This window comes from Actinoplanes sp. NPDC049598 (assembly GCF_040675435.1).
GTDB lineage: Bacteria > Actinomycetota > Actinomycetes > Mycobacteriales > Micromonosporaceae > Actinoplanes.
The window spans coordinates 179,145-196,098 of sequence record NZ_JBFAOX010000004.1 but is presented as its reverse complement, the minus strand read 5'-3'; the positions used below and the strand labels follow the sequence as shown (position 1 = coordinate 196,098).

The 16,954-nt window shown below is 71.5% G+C and carries 15 protein-coding genes; 8 read left to right on the top strand and 7 right to left on the bottom strand.

Annotation, left to right across the window (positions count from 1 at the left end):
* The first annotated feature begins 140 nt into the window (after nt 1-140).
* The 4 genes from AB0J66_RS12230 to AB0J66_RS12215 are packed head-to-tail and all read left to right on the top strand — an operon-like array spanning nt 141 to nt 3,719.
* Nucleotides 141-947, top strand: coding sequence for an alpha/beta hydrolase (locus AB0J66_RS12230; RefSeq protein WP_364659029.1), 807 nt, complete (start codon nt 141-143; stop codon nt 945-947).
* A complete protein-coding gene (locus AB0J66_RS12225; RefSeq protein WP_364659027.1) occupies nt 944-1,723 on the top strand; it encodes an alpha/beta fold hydrolase in 780 nt (259 codons plus the stop codon). The genes AB0J66_RS12230 and AB0J66_RS12225 overlap by 4 nt, the downstream gene beginning before the upstream one ends.
* Entirely contained in the window at nt 1,720-2,667 is a 948-nt protein-coding gene (locus AB0J66_RS12220) for an alpha/beta hydrolase (protein WP_364659025.1), read from the top strand. The genes AB0J66_RS12225 and AB0J66_RS12220 overlap by 4 nt, the downstream gene beginning before the upstream one ends.
* The gene (locus AB0J66_RS12215; RefSeq protein WP_364659023.1) at nt 2,667-3,719 is read left to right on the top strand and encodes an aldo/keto reductase; all 1,053 of its coding nucleotides are present in this window, start codon (nt 2,667-2,669) and stop codon (nt 3,717-3,719) included. The genes AB0J66_RS12220 and AB0J66_RS12215 overlap by 1 nt, the downstream gene beginning before the upstream one ends.
* A gap of 43 nt (nt 3,720-3,762) precedes the next feature.
* Here the strand turns inward: AB0J66_RS12215 and AB0J66_RS12210 are convergent, their stop codons facing one another.
* Nucleotides 3,763-5,166 carry a ricin-type beta-trefoil lectin domain protein gene (locus tag AB0J66_RS12210; RefSeq protein WP_364659022.1) on the bottom strand — a complete coding sequence of 468 codons (1,404 nt, stop codon included), beginning with the start codon at nt 5,164-5,166 and terminating at the stop codon, nt 3,763-3,765.
* Nucleotides 5,167-5,477: 311 nt separating this feature from the next.
* Between AB0J66_RS12210 and AB0J66_RS12205 the strand changes: the two genes are divergently transcribed.
* Both AB0J66_RS12205 and AB0J66_RS12200 read left to right on the top strand, forming a co-directional pair.
* Entirely contained in the window at nt 5,478-6,188 is a 711-nt protein-coding gene (locus AB0J66_RS12205; RefSeq protein WP_364659020.1) for a polysaccharide deacetylase family protein, read from the top strand.
* Between the two features lie 36 nt (nt 6,189-6,224).
* A complete protein-coding gene (locus tag AB0J66_RS12200; protein ID WP_364659019.1) occupies nt 6,225-6,656 on the top strand; it encodes an ATP-binding protein in 432 nt (143 codons plus the stop codon).
* A gap of 13 nt (nt 6,657-6,669) precedes the next feature.
* On the opposite strand, the gene AB0J66_RS12195 is transcribed toward AB0J66_RS12200, so the two are convergent.
* A complete protein-coding gene (locus AB0J66_RS12195) occupies nt 6,670-7,581 on the bottom strand; it encodes a helix-turn-helix transcriptional regulator (protein WP_364659017.1) in 912 nt (303 codons plus the stop codon).
* A gap of 255 nt (nt 7,582-7,836) precedes the next feature.
* Here AB0J66_RS12195 and AB0J66_RS12190 point away from each other — a divergent pair, with 255 nt between their 5' ends.
* Nucleotides 7,837-10,698 (top strand): M4 family metallopeptidase, encoded by a 2,862-nt coding sequence (locus AB0J66_RS12190; RefSeq protein WP_364659015.1) that lies wholly within the window; start codon nt 7,837-7,839, stop codon nt 10,696-10,698.
* 54 nt (nt 10,699-10,752) lie between these two features.
* Here the strand turns inward: AB0J66_RS12190 and AB0J66_RS12185 are convergent, their stop codons facing one another.
* From AB0J66_RS12185 to AB0J66_RS12165, 5 genes are read right to left on the bottom strand one after another with little or no spacing between them, the layout of a single operon-like run.
* The gene (locus AB0J66_RS12185; RefSeq protein WP_364659013.1) at nt 10,753-11,181 is read right to left on the bottom strand and encodes a hypothetical protein; all 429 of its coding nucleotides are present in this window, start codon (nt 11,179-11,181) and stop codon (nt 10,753-10,755) included.
* Nucleotides 11,182-11,214: 33 nt separating this feature from the next.
* A complete protein-coding gene (locus tag AB0J66_RS12180) occupies nt 11,215-11,709 on the bottom strand; it encodes an EndoU domain-containing protein (RefSeq protein WP_364659011.1) in 495 nt (164 codons plus the stop codon).
* Nucleotides 11,710-11,715: 6 nt separating this feature from the next.
* Nucleotides 11,716-12,210: a hypothetical protein gene (locus AB0J66_RS12175; protein ID WP_364659009.1), complete on the bottom strand. Its 495-nt coding sequence runs from the start codon at nt 12,208-12,210 to the stop codon at nt 11,716-11,718.
* A 3-nt stretch (nt 12,211-12,213) separates the two neighbouring features.
* Nucleotides 12,214-12,540: a hypothetical protein gene (locus AB0J66_RS12170; protein WP_364659007.1), complete on the bottom strand. Its 327-nt coding sequence runs from the start codon at nt 12,538-12,540 to the stop codon at nt 12,214-12,216.
* Nucleotides 12,537-12,965, bottom strand: coding sequence for a YbaB/EbfC family DNA-binding protein (locus AB0J66_RS12165; RefSeq protein ID WP_364659005.1), 429 nt, complete (start codon nt 12,963-12,965; stop codon nt 12,537-12,539). Before AB0J66_RS12165 ends, AB0J66_RS12170 begins: the two co-directional genes overlap by 4 nt.
* 242 nt (nt 12,966-13,207) lie before the next feature.
* Here AB0J66_RS12165 and AB0J66_RS12160 point away from each other — a divergent pair, with 242 nt between their 5' ends.
* Complete coding sequence (locus AB0J66_RS12160; RefSeq protein WP_364659003.1) at nt 13,208-16,951, top strand: hypothetical protein; 3,744 nt, start codon at nt 13,208-13,210, stop codon at nt 16,949-16,951.
* The last annotated feature ends 3 nt before the right edge of the window (nt 16,952-16,954 follow it).

The following is a 16,954-nucleotide window of genomic DNA, read 5'->3' as shown; positions in this document are numbered from 1 at the left end:
CCATCCTACAACTCGGAATGATCGTTCCTTCCGTCATAGGTAACCGGCGTCACTGACGCCTTGTTCCCGCTCGAAACCCGGGGTTAGCTTCAGGAAGCAAACGGAATGATCGGTCATTCCGTGACTGACTGGAGGCTCCCATGAACCGCACCCGCAGGATCGCCGCCGCCGCGGCGGCGGTCGCCACGATCGCCACCGCGACGGCCACGCCGGCCACCGCCCACGGCACCGCCAAACCGACCGTGGTGCTCGTGCACGGCGCCTGGGCCGACGCGTCGAGCTTCGCCCCGGTCACCGCGCTGCTGCAGCGCCGCGGCTACACCGTGCTCAACGCCCCGAACCCGCTGCGGGGTCTGGCGTCCGACGCCGCCTCGGTCGCCGCGTTCGTCAACCAGGCCACCACCGGCCCGGTCGTGCTCGCCGGCCACTCGTACGGCGGGGCGGTCATCACCAACGCCGCCACGCAGGCCCCGCGGGTCACGGCGCTGGCCTACGTCGACGCGTACGCCCCGGATGCCGGCGAGACCGTCGTCCAGCTGACCGGCGCCAAGCCCGGTTCGGCCCTCGCCGCCCCGGCCGAGACCGTCTTCGACGTCGTCCAGGACCCGTCGCGGCCGGCCGGGGACGTCGACCTGTACGTCAAGCGCGACCAGTTCCCGCGGATCTTCGCCGCGCACCTGCCCGCGGCCACCGGCCGGGCCCTCGCCGCCGCCGAGGCCCCGATCGCCGCCGGGGCGCTGCAGGAGCCCTCCGGCCCGCCCGCCTGGAAGAAGCTGCCCAGCTGGTTCGTCATCGGCACCCGCGACCAGGTCATCCCGGCCGCCGAACAGCAGGCCATGGCCGAGCGCGCCCACGGCCACGTCACCACCGTCACCGCCGACCACCTGTCCACCCTCGAGCAGCCCGCCGCCGTCGCCGCCGCCATCGAACAGGCGGCCCGGCGATGAGCGTCCTGTTCATCCCCGGCCTGTGGATCCACTCCACCGCTTGGGATCCGTGGCGCGAACTGTTCGCCCGCAACGGTTTCGACTCGGCCGCCCCGGGCTGGCCCGGCGAGGCCGCCGACGCGGCCCTCACCCGGCAGGCGCCGGAGCGGCTCGCCGGCGTCGGGGTGCAGGAGCTGACCGACCACTACGCCCGGCAGGCCAAGGCGCTCGGCGAGCCGCCGCTCGTCGTCGGCCACTCGTTCGGCGGGCTCGTCGCCCAGAAGCTGCTCGCCGCCGGTGTCGCCCGGGCCGCGGTCGCCATCGACCCGGCCCCGATCAAAGGCGTCAAGGCGCTCCCCCTGGCCCAGATTCGCAGCGCCCTGCCCGTGCTGCGCAAGAGGACCAACCGCGACGGCACCGTGATGCTCACCCGCCGGCAGTTCCGCTACGGCTTCGGCAACGCGGTCAGCCGCGAGGAGTCCGACCGGCTGTACCAGCGCCATGCGATCCCCGGGCCCGGCCGGCCCATCTTCGAACTGACCGCCGCCAAGAAGGACCCCGCGTCACCGGTCGAGGTCGACCTCGACGACAGCCGGCGCGGGGCGCTGCTGATCCTCGGCGGCGGCCGGGACCACACCGTGCCCGCGGTGGCGGCCCGCCAGGCGGCCGCGCTCTACCGCCCGGGACAGCGCACCGACTATCGCGAGCTGCCCGGCAAGGGCCACTCGCTCGTCTTCGACGACGGCTGGCGCGAGGTCGCCGGCATCGTCCTCACCTACCTGAAGGAGCAGTCATGATGATCCCGCCGCCGTTCGACCCCGAGCTCAAGACCGTGCTCGATGTCGTCAACCAGTCCATCACCCCGACCCTGCTGCCGTCGCACCTCTCCGCGCTGCGGGGGCCGGGCTTCACACCGACGCTGGAGCAGCTGCTGGACGGCCGTCCCATCACCCACGAGGTCCGCGACGCGGACGGCGTCACGGTGTCGATCTTCCGTCCGGCCCACCCGGTGGAGGAGGCCCCCGGCTTCTTCTTCACCCATGTCGGCGGCATGATCTTCGGCGACCGGTTCGTCGGCGTCGGGCCCGTCGTCGACTACGTCGAACGGTTCGGGGCGGTCGTGGTCACCGTCGAGTACCGTCTCGCCCCGGAGCACCCGGCGCCGGCCGCGCTCGAGGACTCGTACGCCGCCCTGGTCTGGACCGCGAAGCACGCGGACGAGCTCGGCATCGACCCGGACAAGCTGTTCACCATCGGCGGCAGCGCCGGCGGCGGGCTGACCGCGGGCATCACCCTGATGGCCCGCGACCGGGGCTTCCCCGCCCTGGCCGGGCAGGTGCTCATGTACGCCATGCTCGACGACCGCAACGACAGCGTGTCCGCCCGCCAGATCGACGGGATCGGCATCTGGGACCGGACCAGCAACAACACCGGCTGGGACTTCTACCTCGGCGACCGCCGGGGCCGCGGCGAGGTCACGGCGTACGAGTCCGCGGCGCGGGCCACCGACTTCACCAACCTGCCGCCCACCTACGTCGAGGCGGGCTCGGCCGAGGTCTTCCGCGACGAGGACGTGGCGTACGCATCGGCGCTGTGGGCCGCCGGCGGCGACGCCGAACTGCACATCTGGCCCGGCGGCTACCACCTGTTCGAACTGCTCGCCCCCGACGCCACCTTGTCCGTCGCCGCCCGCGAGACCCGGGCGGCCTGGATCGCCCGGCGCCTGCTGAAGGAGAACTGATGCGCTACACCACTTTCGGCACCCGGACCGGGTTGCGGGTCTCCGAGTACGCCCTCGGCACCGCGTCGTTCGGCACCAACTGGGGCGGCGCCGGCCGCGACGATGCCCGGACCATCCTCGACCGCTTCGCCGAGGCCGGTGGCACGGTGCTCGACACCGCCGACGTGTACGGCTTCGGCGAGGCCGAGCAGATCCTGGGCGACCTGCTCGGCGCCGACCGGGACAAGTTCGTCCTGGCCGGCAAGTTCACCCTCGGCGCCCACCCCGATCTCGGTGTGACCCGCACCGGCAACAGCCGCAAGGCCATGCGGTACGCGCTGCACGCCTCGCTCAAGCGGCTCGGCACCGACCATCTGGACCTCTACCTGGTCCACCACCCCGACTCGGTCACCCCCGGCGAGGAGATCGTCGGCGCCCTGGACGACCTGGTCCGGGCCGGTGACATCCTGCACGGTGGCCTGTCGAACTTCCCGGCCTGGCGCGTCGCGCACGCCGCCTCCCTGGCCGGGCGGGCCGGCCGGTCCGCCACCCTGGCCGGTCTGCAGATCGAGTACAACCTGGCCGACCGGGGCGCCGACCGCGAACTTCTGCCCGCCGCCGAGGCGCTGGGGCTCGGCGTCATGCTCTACTCGCCGCTCGGGGGTGGTCTGCTCACCGGCAAGTACCGCGCCCGCGAGCAAGGCCGGCTCTCCGGTCCGGTGGCCATCGGCCAGCAGGAGGACACCCCGCAGAAGGTCGCCACCGTCGACGCCCTGCTCGAGGTCGCCGCCCGCACCGGGGAGAAGCCGGCCCGGATTGCCATGTCCTGGCTGCGGCACATCAGCCGCCGCTGGGCCACCGCGGTCGTCCCGGTGATCGGCCCCCGCACCCTGGCCCAGCTCGACGACTACCTCGCCGCCCTGGATCTGGACCTGCCGGCCGAGCATCTGGCCACTTTGGACGCGGTGAGCGAGCCCGCGCTGGACTATCCCCAGAGCGCCCTGCGCACCTACACCGCCCCCACTCTGGGCGGCGCCGCGGATCGCTTCGATCGGCTCCGGCCGGTCGCCTGATCACCGATCCCGCCCCGGCTGAAGAGCCGGGGCGGGTTTCCGGTCAGCCCTTGTAGGCGCCGATGATTTTGGTGAACTCGTAGGCCGACTGGGTGACGCCACTGCAGGTGTCGTCGTTCGGGTAGGCGCCGGGGCACTGCCGGTCGCGGTTGAGCGACCAGAAGGTCAGCCGGGCGATCTGATGCTGCTGGGCGTAGGCGGTGATGGTCCGCATGTCGTTCAGCGTCACGACCGCCTGCTCGTCGGTGATGCCGTTCATCGAGGAGATGCCGACGTGCTTGTACGCCTCGGCGTCGCTGTAGCCGTACGCCGTCTTGAGCTTGTTCTTGAGGCCGTCCGCGGCCTGGATCGTCAGGGCGCCCTGGTTGGTGCCCGTGCTGCCCCAGTCGAAGGTCATGATGCCCCAGCCGTCGACCTGCAGTCCGGCCGCCGCGGCCCGGTTGATCAGCGAGTTGTCCGGTCCGGTGGTGCCACTGCCGAGCGTGATGTACGTGGTGATGCCGGGGTTGTTGGCCTTGATGGTCTTGAGCGCGTCGACCGTCTTCTGCTGGTCGGCCGCCGTGTTGTACGGCGTGCCCTCGATGTCGATGTCGATGGCCTTCAGGCCGTACGCGTTGATGACTTTCTGGTACGCGGCCGCGAGCGCGGAGGCGCTGCCGCAGGTGTGCTCGAGCCAGGGGCCGGCCGCGCCACCGAAGGAGATCACGACGTCGCCGCCGTTGGCCCGGATCGTGTTGATCGCGGTCTGGTCCGCCCCGCCGGTGAGTGCCCGGCCGCCGTCCCATTTCGGGTCGCAGTTGCCGCTGTTGAGGATGAACGCCATGGTGTACCAGGTCACGCCGGTGGCGTTCTTGACCGTGGTGAGGTTGGGCGGGTTGCCCCAGCCGGTGTAGTAGTACGGCGCGACGGCCTTGGCCCCCGGACCGCCGCTGCTGGGCGGCGGTGTCGTGGGCCCGGTGGGCGGCGTCGATCCGGCCGCGGTCCACTTCTGGTTCGCGGCGCCGGTGCACGTCCAGATCTGCAGTTTGGTGCCGTCGGCTGACGTGTTGTCCTTGACGTCGAGGCACTTACCGGAGGCGGTGTTGACGATCGCCCCACCGCTGATCTGCCACTTCTGAGTGGCCACGGAGTCGTAGCAGTCCCAGACGTGCACGGCGGCGCCATCCGCCGTCGAATTACCGGCAACGTCGAGGCACTTGCCCTTGGCCTGCAACGATCCGTTGTCGGCGACCGTCCAGGTCTGGTTGGCCGAGCCGGCGACGCAGGTCCAGATCTGCGCCAGGGTGCCGTTGGCCGTGGATCCGCCGGTCAGGTCGAGGCATTTGCCGCCGAGCCCGGTGATCGAGCCGGTTGTCGCGGCCAGCGCGTTCGTCACGCCGAGGACGCCGAGCGCGCCGACGACGAGGGTGGAGGTGGTGAGGGCGAGGATTTTCGAGCGGCGTCTCATGGAGCACGTCCACTTCCTGTTCAGCGGCGCCGCTGGGCGCCGTGGGGGATCTCACGGCCGAGGTGGGGGCCTGGCCGTAATAGAAAGGTTGCTGAACAGTAAGCGCGCGGGTCGATGCGTTGTCAATCGGGGCCTATCGCCTACTCGATACGTTTCCGCAGCTCAGACGGATGTTAATAGTGTTAATTAAAGTTTTGCTTAAGTGCCGGAGGAAAGCCCCGGGCCGAAAGTTTCGCTTCCTCTTGACCGCTCCGACCAGCGTCTCTAGCGTGCAGTGAGCGATAGGCGTCGATACTTTCGAAGGGGTAGTCATGGCGGGACGTTCTCGGGTCATGGCCTTGCTCGCCGCGTCCGCGCTGGCGGCGTTCGGGCTGACGAACGCGGCGGCGCCCGCCGCGGCGCAGGGTGGGCCGTGCCGGGCCGGGTATGTCGGGCTGACGTTCGACGACGGGCCCAGCGAGACCGCGCCGCAGCTGCTGGCGGCGTTGCGGGCGCACCGGCTGCGGGCCACGTTCTTCAACCAGGGCGACAACTCGCTGGCGCGGCCCGAGCTGGTCCGGGCCGAGCAGCGGGCCGGGATGTGGATCGGCAACCACACCTTCACCCACCCGCATCTGCCGGAGCTGAGCGAGCCGGCCGTCTTCCAGGAGATCGCCAGTACGCAGTGGGTGCTGCGCGACCTCACGGGGCGGGAGCCGACCCTGTTCCGGCCGCCCTACGGCGAGACCAACGACCAGGTCCGCGCCGCCGAGGAACGGATCGGCGTGCTCGAGGTGCTCTGGACCGTGGACTCGCGGGACTGGGCGGGCGTGAGCGCCGAGGAGATCGCGGCCGCCGCCCGGACCCTGCAGCCCGGCGGGATCATCCTGATGCACGACTGGCCGCCGGCCACCATCGAGGCCATTCCGCAGATCGCCCGGGATCTCGCGGCGCGCGGTCTTTGTGCCGGCCGGATCGCTTGGACCCCCGACGACATCCCGTACGGCACCCAGGTCTTCCACGCCAAGGCCGCACGCCCCTGAGGGTAAAACGGTGGCCACCGGGGCACTGTGCCCCCCATGAGCCAACTGCGTACGTCGCCGCCGCCTCCCGAAGCCCGGGAACTGCACACGTGGGTGCTGAACACCTCCACCGAGCTCCGGGCGCTGCGGGCGAACCTGCAGCAGGCTCTGACCGGCAACCCGCTGGTGGCCGGTCAGCGCCTCGCGGACATCCCCGAGCGGGTGGTGCTGGTCGCGACGGAGCTGGCCACCAACGGGATCAAGCACGGCCGGCCGCCGACGATCGTCCGGTTGCTGTGCACCGACGACCAGTTCATCCTCGATGTCGCCGACCACGATCTGAGCACCGTGCCCGAGCTCGCCGACACCCGGCCGCTGAACGCCGGGGGCCGCGGCCTGATGCTGGCCCAGTCGTTCTCACTCAAGGTCGGCTGGTACGCGAAGAAGGACACCAAGCACATCTGGGCCTCGTTCCCCATCCACGAGTGAGCGCGCCGGCCGGCTACTCCTGATCGCTCAGCCAGCCCTGCTTCGCCGCCAGCACGGCGATCTGGAAGCGGGTCCGGGCCCCCAGCAACGCACCCACATCGCTGATGTGTTGCTGCACGGTGCGGCGGCTGATGTCGAGCATCCGGGCGATCGTCTCGTCCTTCATCCCGGCCGCCATCATGCGCAGGATCTCCCGTGTCCGCAGATCCCGCCCCGAGATGGTCAGATCGTGCCGTTTCGTCGGCGACACCGGCTCGGCGCGCTCCCACACGCTCTCGAACAGCGCCACGAGAGCCGACACCAAGGCGGGCGAGCGCACCACCAGCGAACCCGACGAGGGGCGGTCTTCCCAGATCGGCAGGAGGGCCGCCCGCCGGTCGAAAATCGCCAGCTTCACCGGGATCTGCGAGGACAGCCGGAGTTTCCCGCCCTGACCCGTCCCGCGCAGCGCCGTCGTGAGGGACACCGCGTCGGTGAGCCCGTCCGTCTCGTACACCGACCGCAGCCGCACCCCGGGCGTCACTGCCACCGCCTCGGCGGACGCCGAACTCGTCACGTACGGCGGCTTCGCGAGGTGAAGCACCTCGAACGAGCTTTCCTTCAGCAGCTGGCCGTACCGCGCGGGCACCTCATCCGGCCTTCTGAGCACCTCCACCACGTCCGTGGCGCGCGGCCCGGACGCCGCCTCATGTGTTTCGAAGAGCCGTTCCGCGAGGTCCTCGACCCGGGCCAGCTCGGCCCGGCGGCGGGCGAGCAGGGCGCCGAGCGCCGGTCGCGGCGGCGCCACCGCCCATCGTGGCGGCGTGCCGCCGATCGGCGACGCCAGCGCCGAGTCCACCAGCAGTCGCAGCGCTCGTTCCGCCTCGGCCGGTGGCACTCCGGTCGCGGACGCCACCTCGTGCCGGTCGGCCGATCGTACGGCCATCAAGTGTTCCAGCACCCGGCCGGCGAGCGGATCCAGACCCGTTGCCGACCACGGTATTTCCGATTCGCCCATACGTTCCCTGCGTCCCTCCCCGGCCAGCATGCCCCAGTCCGATGAATCGGGGATTACGAATGTGTAAGAGCCGCCGGGCCGGCTCTGCTGACTTGCGCAACTGCACAAGCTCGGCCTTGTGGCGGCCGCCGGGGCCGGGGTGAGGTGGGCGAACAGGTGTCCACAACCTTGCAGGAGCACCAATTGCGCAGACCCACGGCACTACCCGCAATCGCCGTACTGGCGACGGCCGCCATCCTCGGAACCACCGCCCAGGCCGCGCACGCCGCGCCGCCGCCGGTGGCGGACGAGTCCATTCCGGCCACCGTGGCGCCGCCCACGGACACCCCCGCGCTCGTGGACGACGTGGCCGACCCGGTCGACGCCACGGTCGCCCCGGACAAGGCCGCGAAGGCCCACCTGGCCGGCCACAAGGACCGCTACAAGATCGGTGACCCGGCCGGCTCGCTCACCACGGCGAGCGTCGAGACGGACGGCGAACGGGAAACGGTCCGCCTGAACCAGAAGTACAAGGGCCTGCCCGTGTTCGGCGCCCAGTACGTGGTCCGTACGGAGAAGACCGCCGGCAAGCGCACGGTGACCGGAACGTCCGGCAGCTACTTCACCAACCTGGACGTCGACACGACCGTCACCCCGATCCCGGCCTCGGTCGCCGTCTCGCGGGCCGTCGACGAGGTACGCAAGAGCCTGCACCCCGGCACGGCGGTCGTGGCCTCGGCCGCGGGCGAACTCACCGGCACCGACCAGGGGCTCCTGGTCATGCCGACCGGCACCGGTGTGCTCGCGCGGCGCGTGCTGGTCCAGGGCAAGGACGCGGTGACGGGTCAGCCCGTGCTCCGCGACGTGTACGTGGGCGCGACGAACGGCGTACCGCTGCTCAGCGTCAGCCGCATCAAGTCGCTCGTCGCCGTCCCCAAGACCGGCACGCCGCAGGCCCGCACGAAGTCCGGCCCGGCGGGCACCGCGACGGGCTCGGTCGCCGGCCAGGGCACCACCCTGCACGGCGCCACGGTCTCGCTTCCCCTCCTCAAGTCCGACGCCGGCACGTACCTCATGAAGGACCAGACCCGGACGACGCCGATCACCACCTGGGACGCCCGGGGCCGGGACTACTACGACCTGATGGGCGACGCGTGGCCGGCGGACCTGGCGCCGTTCGCGTCCCCGACGACCAAGCTCGGGGCCGACCTGACCGAGGCCGGCGCCGTCGACGCCGCCTGGGACGCCGCCCAGGTGGTCGACTGGTACAAGACCAAGCTCGGCCGCAACAGCCTGGACGACAAGGGCATGGCCATCGACTCGATCGTCGGCATCACCTACGGCGGCAACCCGTGGGTGAACGCGTACTGGGACGGCACCCGCATGGTGTACGGCAGCGGCGACGCCGAGTACCTGCCGCTGGCCGCGGACCCGGACGTCGTGGGCCACGAGATGACACACGGCGTCGTGGAGCACACCGCGAGCCTCGTCTACGCCGGCCAGCCGGGCGCGCTCAACGAGGCGATCGCCGACTACTTCGGCAACGCCATCGACGTCGACGCGTCGGGCACGTCCATGTCCGACCCGCAGGCCAGCCTGCTCGGCGGCGACCTCTGCCGTACGCTCGCACCCGCCCAGTGCGCCCTGCGCGACCTCGACGACGGCGCCACCACGGCCGACTTCCAGCACCTCATCGACACACCGTCGATGGACGACGGCGGCGTACACCTGAACTCGACCATCGTCTCCGGCGCCCTCTGGGACCTGCGCCAGGCTCTCGGCAGCAAGACCGCCGACAAGGTCGTCTACCGCGCCCTCACCGACTACCTGACCCCGATGTCCGACTTCGTCGACGCCCGCGATGCGGTGCTCGCCTCGGCCAAGTCGTTCCGCCTGAACAAGAAGGACCTCAAGGTGGTCCAGGCCGCGTTCGACTCCCGCGGGATCACCGCGAAATGGAAGGCGAACCTGTACGGCAAGGGCACGCAGGTACTGATCGACCGGCTCAACACCGGCATGTACGCCGACATGAGGGCGACCGTGGCGGGCGGCTGGTTCGCCGTGCCGCGATCGGACGCCAACCGCACCGAGCCGACCTCGATCTGGGTGGGGCGCACCAACGGCAAGGGCACGCCGTACCGGATCTCCCCGGACGACGGCAGCGTCCACAGCTTCCCGCACACCGACGGCAAACGCGTCGTGTGGCTGTCGATCGCCCTGAACCCCGACTCCCCCACGTACGAAACCAACCGCATCCTGTCGGCGCCCATCGGCGGCGGCCCGATCAAGGAGCTCTACAGCTCCCCCGACCGCATCGACGGCCTCGGCTTCGACGGCGACATCGTCGCCTGGAGCCAGTACGACCCCGCCCAGGGCTACCTCGACGTCGTGCGCTACCTGCGCGGCGCCTCGCGGACCGTGCACACCCTGGCCCACCCCGACTGGCGTGGCAGCGCGACGGCCCCCAGCGTCAAGAACGGCAGGATCTCCTACGTCCGGTACGAGAACTTCGAGCAACCCGACGCCAACGGCATCTACTGGTCGCTCGGCGCCGAGGTCTACGACGTCAAAACCGGCCGGACCACCTACGCCGGCGGCGACTTCGGCGCCGAGCGGATGAGCTACCCCGACCTGTCCGCCACCGGCGTCGCCTGGATGACCGACCGCGACTACGGCACCATCATCGACGGCGAATGGAGCCAGGGCGCCTACTACGACTCCGTACGCCTCTTCGACTTCGCCACCCGCACCAGCCACCTGCTGTTCGAGGAGAACTCCCCCCAGGCCATCCGCGCCGTCACCGTGGCCCTCTCCGACACGACCCTCACCGTCACCGAGGAGGCCCCGGTGAAGGCCTGGCTCGAAACCGGCGGCTACCCCGGCAACGCCCTCAACCCCAAGCTGAAGCAATACACCTTCCAGGGCAGGTACCTCGGCCCGGCCTCGTGCAGCCCAGGCGCCCAGATGTACGCGACGGCGGCAACCGGCCGCGACGTGGCCTACATGGACTCGTCGGCCGCCGGCTTCGGCCTCGCCTACGCGAAGGGAGCCAAGTCCTGCAAGTAGAATCGACGCGATAGGCAACCGCTCATCCAGCGCTATTGGATGAGCGGTTCTCCTTTAGAAGAGCCGCCCTCGGTACGGGTGGGTGCGACCCCACTTCTCCTCCCACCGCAGCAGGTCGGCCTGCCACCTCGGGAGATCGGGGCGGTACTCCCGGACGGCCGGCCGTTCCGGCTGAGCGACCAGGAAGCGCCAGTAGTCCTCGATCGCCGCCCGAGCGACGTCGGCCGGAAACTCGCCCTCGGCGCCGGGCACCCACAGGTTCCTGATCCGCAACACCGAGGGCGTGAACGACACCGCGTAGTTCTCGCTGCTCCACTCCTCGAACGGCGGCTCACCGCGGGCCACATCGTCGGCCATCGCCAGCGCGTCGAGAGTGACCAGAAAGAATCTGTCGAAATCAGCGGTCAGCCACTGACCCAGCAGGTCGTACCGCTGGTCCTCGACCTGATACACAGGCAGGCCGTACGTGGGATCGATCCCCAAGCTGATAACACCCACCGCAAGCCTCTCGATGCGCTAGGGAAGAGGCCAGCCGTGCGTGAAGCCACCGGCCTGGTTGTAGAAGCCTCTTATCGTGACGCCATTGTAGGTACCGGCCCACATGTTGCCGGGCAGCGGCGTGGAGTTCCGGAATGCTCCGGACACCGCGTTGTCCACCTGCGCCGGCGTCCAGTCGTCGGGAAAGAATGTGCTGATACCCCGATTGCCAGACTTTGGCTTCCAGGCGCCGGCCGGCGGGTTCAAAGTCGGATCGTAGAACTCGGGCTCCGCCTCGTACACGCCGTTCGGGTAAGTGACCTGCGAACCGGGCACGAGACGCCGGTCGGGGAAGTCCTCGCCGCCCGGGCGGTAGTGATAACCGGAGCCTTTGGGCTGCCCCGGCTTCACGTGGCCGCCGCCGATGGTATGCGTCGTGAAGTACGGGTTCATCCGGTCGGGGCGACCGCGCCGGCGGGTCTTGCGGAGGAACCGCAACGCGGCCCGCATGAGTTTGCCGGAGCCCTTGGCCATCCCGGGTCACGCGTCCAGCAGCTGGGCGATGGTCTCCTGCACGAGATTCCCGACGATCGTCCGGGTCAGCTGCTGGAAGATCGGGATCTCGGCCAGACTCGCGCCGAACGTGGGCACCGCGGTCGCCAGCGCCTGCGCGATCTGCACGGCCAGGATGGCCAGCTGCGCGATGACCGCCACCTTGAGCGCGAGCACGATCCCACCGCAGATCATCAGTCCGGTGCCGGTCAGCGTGGCCGCGTTGGCACCGTCCAGGAGCGTCTGAGCGGGGCTGTCCTCTTTCACCCACCAGGCCTGGAACGCGGCGACGGCCTCGCCCTCGTGCTCGGTCCACACCTCGCCGGCGGCCGACGAGGCGTCCGACACGATCGCCTCGAGCCGGTCGGCGAACGACATCCACGCCTGCCCCATCGCGACCAGCGCGGTCTCGTCGGCCTCGGGCCAGCTGTAACCGAGAACGCCGAGCAGCGACCGGAGCTCGCCCGGAATCTCGATGCCCACGCGTCAGTCACCCAGCTCGGTGAGCAGCCCATGGAACCGGCGGCTGACGTTCTCGTCCACCTCTCTGTGCTGCGCGCTGATGTCCACCACGTCGGCGCCGGCCAGGGCCATTTCGTCCAGGGCATCCTGGTAACACTCGAACGCCCAGGACGACACCTCGTCATGGGCGGCGCCGATCAGCGAGCCGATGTCGTCACTCCCCCAGGGTGCGCCGAACCCGGCCAGCTCGGACCGGAACGACGTCAGCTCGGCGGAGAGCCGTGAGGCAACGCTCTGGAGGGCCGATCCGGACGCGGACAGCCGCTCGGGATCGATCCTGAAGCCGCTCATCGGTTCTCGGCCCGGCGGGTCAGCTGCTCCTGTGCCTCACCCAGCGACGCGGTCAGCTTCGCGAACTGGCGCTCGGCATCGAACTGGATGCCCTTGAGCTGCTCGGTGAGCGCGCCGAGGTCGGAAGGTCCGGCGGCCGCCATGGCGCGGCTCTGCAGGTCGGCGAGCGCGGCGTTGACGGCCGACTCGATCTCTCGCGCCAGATCCTCGGCGCTCAGCCGAGGCAATGAGGGCGACAGTTCAAGGTTCTCGATCCGACCCGGCAGAACTGCCCGGACCCGAATCCGCCCGTCGGCGGCCTCACCCGTCCCGACGGGCGGCTCCCGCTTGTCCTGATCGCCGGAGGCGGCCTGGGCTCGCCCCAGGGCGGCCACCACGTCGGCCAGCGTTCCACCCAGGCCGGACGAATCGATCGGGCCGGTCATCCTCCACCTCCTCGCGGGCGGGCCGTCTCACCCAGCCGCGACCGTATCGAAACCTGTCCACTTGTCGAGGGCGCCGACGCCGGTGGGTGGCCACCGCAGTGCGCGACGTTGATCAATAGATGGGCCGGACCGTATCGTGAGCGGGCATTGACAGGTGCCTACACACGGGGGAAGGCAACCACATCGTGAACAGCGCGAGACGGGTACGGGCTCTGCTCGTACCCTTACTGACGTTCGGCCTGGTGGCGGGGGTCGTACAGACCTTGCCGAGGCCGGCCTACGCGGAACCGGCCGCCGCGACTCCGGCCCTGGCGCAGCTGCGGGCGCTGGCCGAGGCCATCGAGGACGAGCCCACCACCTTCGAGCCGGGGACGTTCACGCCGCCGGAGAAGACGTGGGACGGGGTGACCGGCGTCCAGGACACCGGCGATCCGCGGCTGCGCGGGCTGGTGGCGGACATCGCCGACCTCTCCGAGGAGCCCGAGGTCCGCGACGCGGCCGCGGCGGCGCTGGCCGCCGGCACACCGGACGCGGTGATGGAGTTCCTGACCACCGGTGAGCCGGCGGCCCAGGCGGTCGCCTCGGCGCGCAAGGCGCGCACGGCCAAGGCGAACAAGGACGCGATCACCAGGCTGGCCGGCACCGGCGGCACCTATTTCAACGCCGAGGTGCAGCGGGTTCTCAAGGGCTCCGATCAGGACCGGGCCCTGTTCCTGGCCTATGGGGCGGATGTCGCCCGGGCCCGGGACACCGCGGCCGGGCAGGTCGTCAAGGACCGGGCCGACCAGTTGCGGGCGCGGGCCCAGATGCTGGCCGGGCTGCCCGACTCGAACGTGACGCGGGCGGCGCAGCAGGCGCTGGCCGCCGGGGACGCCGCGGTCGAGACGTTCTTCCAGAGCGGGTACCTCCAGGCCGCGAAGCTGGACGCCGCCCAGCGGGAGAAGGACCTGGCCGATCAGCGGGCCCGTGACGAGGCCGCCGAGCAGCTCTCGGATCTGGCCCGCAAGGCGGCCCAGGCGGCGCAGGCCCGCAAGAATCTGCTGACTGCGCACGGCAACGGCGTCCGGGCGTTGGAGCGCGCCGCGAACGCGCTGACGTCAGCCGCCAACGAGGCCCGCAAGGCCGAGCAGATCCTGGCCGCGAACACCGTGTCCGGTAATCACCCGCCGACGGCGTACGACCAGGTGGCCGCGGAGGCGGCCCGCCAGGCCGGGTACGCCGCCGAGGCGTCCCGCCAGGCTCAGCAGGCCGCCGCCCAGGCCACGGTCGAGGCCGGCATCCTGGTCGAGATCGGGCTGCCGTACGGCTCGGACTGGGCCGGGCTCGCCCAGGGCATGGCGGAGTCGGCCCAGGCCGCCTCGGTCGCCATCCAGACGGCTCAGCAGACCATCACCGCGACGGCGGCCACGGGCGCTGCCCGGGACGCCGAGCAGAACGCCATCGCCCGGGCCGCGCAGGCCACGAAGTGGCGCGAGTACGCACAGCAGCACGCCAAGACGGCCGCGCAGCTGGCCGCCACGGCGAAGAAGCAGGCGCTGGCGGCTCAGGCCGCGGCCGTCCGGACGAAGGCGGCGCGGGCCGAGGCCGAGGCGGCCGAGGCCAAGGCGTGGACCGCCGCGCAGAAGACCCGGGACGCGCGGATCAAGGCGCAGGAGGAGGCGGCCAAGGCCGAGGCCGCCCGCAAGGTCGCCGAGCGGGAGCGGGCCACGGCTGCGGCCGCCCGGGCCCGCGCCGAGCAGCAGGCCGCCGTCGCGCGGTCGGCCCGGGGCCAGGCCGAGTACCTGGCCGGCGTGGCGCACGACAGCCGCGTCCGGGCCGAGCAGCGAGAGGGTGAGGCGGCCACCGCCAGCAGCAACGCGAAGACCGCCGACGGCAAGGCGACCGAGGCCCGCAACCGGGCCGTGCAGGCCGAGCAGGACGCCCGGACGGCCGACGCCAAGGCCGCCAAGATGGAGGCCTGGGCCCAGCACGCCACCGCGGGTCAGGAGTCGGGTGAGGCCAAGCAGGCCGCGCTGGCGGCCCGCCAGGACGCCACCACGGCCCGGTCGGCGGCGACCGGGGCCCGGTCGCAGGCGGACATCGCGACCGGTGCGGCGGCCAACGCCAACGCCGCCGCGAACGAGGCCGAGCGGGCCGCGGCGCGGGCCCGGGCGGCGGCCGAGCAGGCGCGGGCCGCGGCGGCCCGGGCCGATGCGGCGGCCCGGCGGGCCGAGCAGCAGGCGGCCGAGACGCACGAGCAGGCCACCAAGGCTCTGGCGGCGGCCGCCGAGGCCACCGAGCAGCAGTTCAAGGCGGCCGAGGCGGCCCGGGCGGCGGCCACCGCGGCGGCCCAGGCGGCGGCCGAGGCCGTGCTGGCGATGCGTGGCGCCGAGCGGACCAAAGCCGAGGCCGAGGCGGCGGCCGACGAGGCGCTCTCCGCGCTGGCTCAGGCCACCGTCGCGGTGCAGGCGTCGGACGCGGCCCGGCAGACCGCGACCGGGATCGCCGAGCCGGCGAACACGGCCATCACGCTGGTTCAGCCGTTCACCGGGGCCGACCTCGACGCCGACTTCACCGTGGCGGTCGCGGCCCAGGCCGAGAGGCTCGGCGCCGAGTTCGTCGACGCGGCCGAGCGCCGGGCGGCGGAGGCGGTCGCGGCCGCCGACTCCGCGCAGGCGGCGGCGGAGCGGGCCGCCAGAGAGATCAGGCCGGCCTACGACGCGGCGGCCGCGGCGGCCAGGTCGGCCGCCGACGCCGCCCGGTCGGCCGCCGACGCGCGCAAATCGGCGGCGGCCGCCGCGGTGGACGGTGCGGCCGCCCGCGCGGCCGGGGTCAGCGCGGCGAAGGCCGACGCGCAGGCCGCCGCCGACGCCGCACTGGCCCGGCAGGCCGCCAACAGCGCGGCTCAGGACGCCGCCATCGCCGGCATGAACGCGCAGGCGGCGACCAACGAAGCCGCCGCGGCCCGCGGCGCGGCGAACCGGGCGGCCTCGGATGCGGCCGCCGCGCGCAGCGCGGCCGACGCCGCCGAGGCGGACGCGGCCCGGGCCGAGACCGCCGCCGACAACGCCAAGAAGTCGGCCGACGAGGCGGCCGACGCCGCGCTGCACGCGCTGAAGATGGCCCAGGAGGCGCAGGCGGCGTACGAGAAGGCCGAGGCCCGCGATCGGGAGGCCGAGCGCAAGGCCCGGGAGCAGGCGGTCGGCCAGACCGGTCAGGGCGATTCGTCGATGGATCCGGCGATGGTCGAGATCCTGTGCGGGAGCGGCACCGACGCCGAGACCCAGGAGTGCATCCGCAAGTACGAGGAGGACCTGAAGTCGGCGGCCGAGGGGGTCTGGGACTTCCTCAAGGAGAACGGCGTCGAGTTCCTCAAGGATCTGCTGCTGGGCGACATCGAGGCCTGCTTCAAGGAAGGCGACGTCGAGGCCTGCCTGTGGACCGTGATCGGCCTGATCCCGTGGACCAAGGTCGGCCCGGTGATCAAGGCGTTCGGCAAGATCGCGCCGAAGGTGGCCAAGTGGCTCGACAAGATCAACGACGCCCGCAAGCGGCTGGACGAGGCGGCCGAGCTGATCAGCAGCTGCTACGACGACCTGGCCGGCGTGGTCGGCGTGGCCGGGGCGTCGCGCGCCGCCAAACCGTCGTTCGCGGCCGCCGCGGCGAAGCCCAAACCCAAGCAGTGCCCGGTCATGGGCAAGGGCTTCCTGGACAACATCAACAAGATCAAGCAGGGCCAGGGGTCGCCGCGCCGAGACCCGGACACCGGCCAGATCCAGATCTGGACCGGTGACAAGGGCGTCACCAATCCGGCCAACAACGTCTGGCAGAAGGTCCCGGACGCAGTCAAGCGGAAGTGGGGCGGCTCGCTCGAGTACGACGTTCCCGGCTCCAAGGACCCCGGCACGGCCCGGATCCTGGTCAAGTTCAAGGGCGATGGGACGATCGAGCGGATCGGCTGGAGCATGAACCACTACTGGACGATCTACGAGTTCCCGCTGAGTTGAGGA

Excerpts from the sequence above, each read along its gene's own strand:
- AB0J66_RS12230 (WP_364659029.1), top strand. The coding sequence starts at position 141 with ATGAACCGCACCCGCAGGATCGCCGCCGCCGCGGCGGCGGTCGCCACG.
- AB0J66_RS12225 (WP_364659027.1), top strand. The coding sequence starts at position 944 with ATGAGCGTCCTGTTCATCCCCGGCCTGTGGATCCACTCCACCGCTTGG.
- AB0J66_RS12220 (WP_364659025.1), top strand. The coding sequence starts at position 1,720 with ATGATGATCCCGCCGCCGTTCGACCCCGAGCTCAAGACCGTGCTCGAT.
- AB0J66_RS12215 (WP_364659023.1), top strand. The coding sequence starts at position 2,667 with ATGCGCTACACCACTTTCGGCACCCGGACCGGGTTGCGGGTCTCCGAG.
- AB0J66_RS12210 (WP_364659022.1), bottom strand. The coding sequence starts at position 5,166 with ATGAGACGCCGCTCGAAAATCCTCGCCCTCACCACCTCCACCCTCGTC.
- AB0J66_RS12205 (WP_364659020.1), top strand. The coding sequence starts at position 5,478 with ATGGCGGGACGTTCTCGGGTCATGGCCTTGCTCGCCGCGTCCGCGCTG.
- AB0J66_RS12200 (WP_364659019.1), top strand. The coding sequence starts at position 6,225 with ATGAGCCAACTGCGTACGTCGCCGCCGCCTCCCGAAGCCCGGGAACTG.
- AB0J66_RS12195 (WP_364659017.1), bottom strand. The coding sequence starts at position 7,581 with ATGGCCGTACGATCGGCCGACCGGCACGAGGTGGCGTCCGCGACCGGA.
- AB0J66_RS12180 (WP_364659011.1), bottom strand. The coding sequence starts at position 11,709 with ATGGCCAAGGGCTCCGGCAAACTCATGCGGGCCGCGTTGCGGTTCCTC.
- AB0J66_RS12170 (WP_364659007.1), bottom strand. The coding sequence starts at position 12,540 with ATGAGCGGCTTCAGGATCGATCCCGAGCGGCTGTCCGCGTCCGGATCG.
- AB0J66_RS12165 (WP_364659005.1), bottom strand. The coding sequence starts at position 12,965 with ATGACCGGCCCGATCGATTCGTCCGGCCTGGGTGGAACGCTGGCCGAC.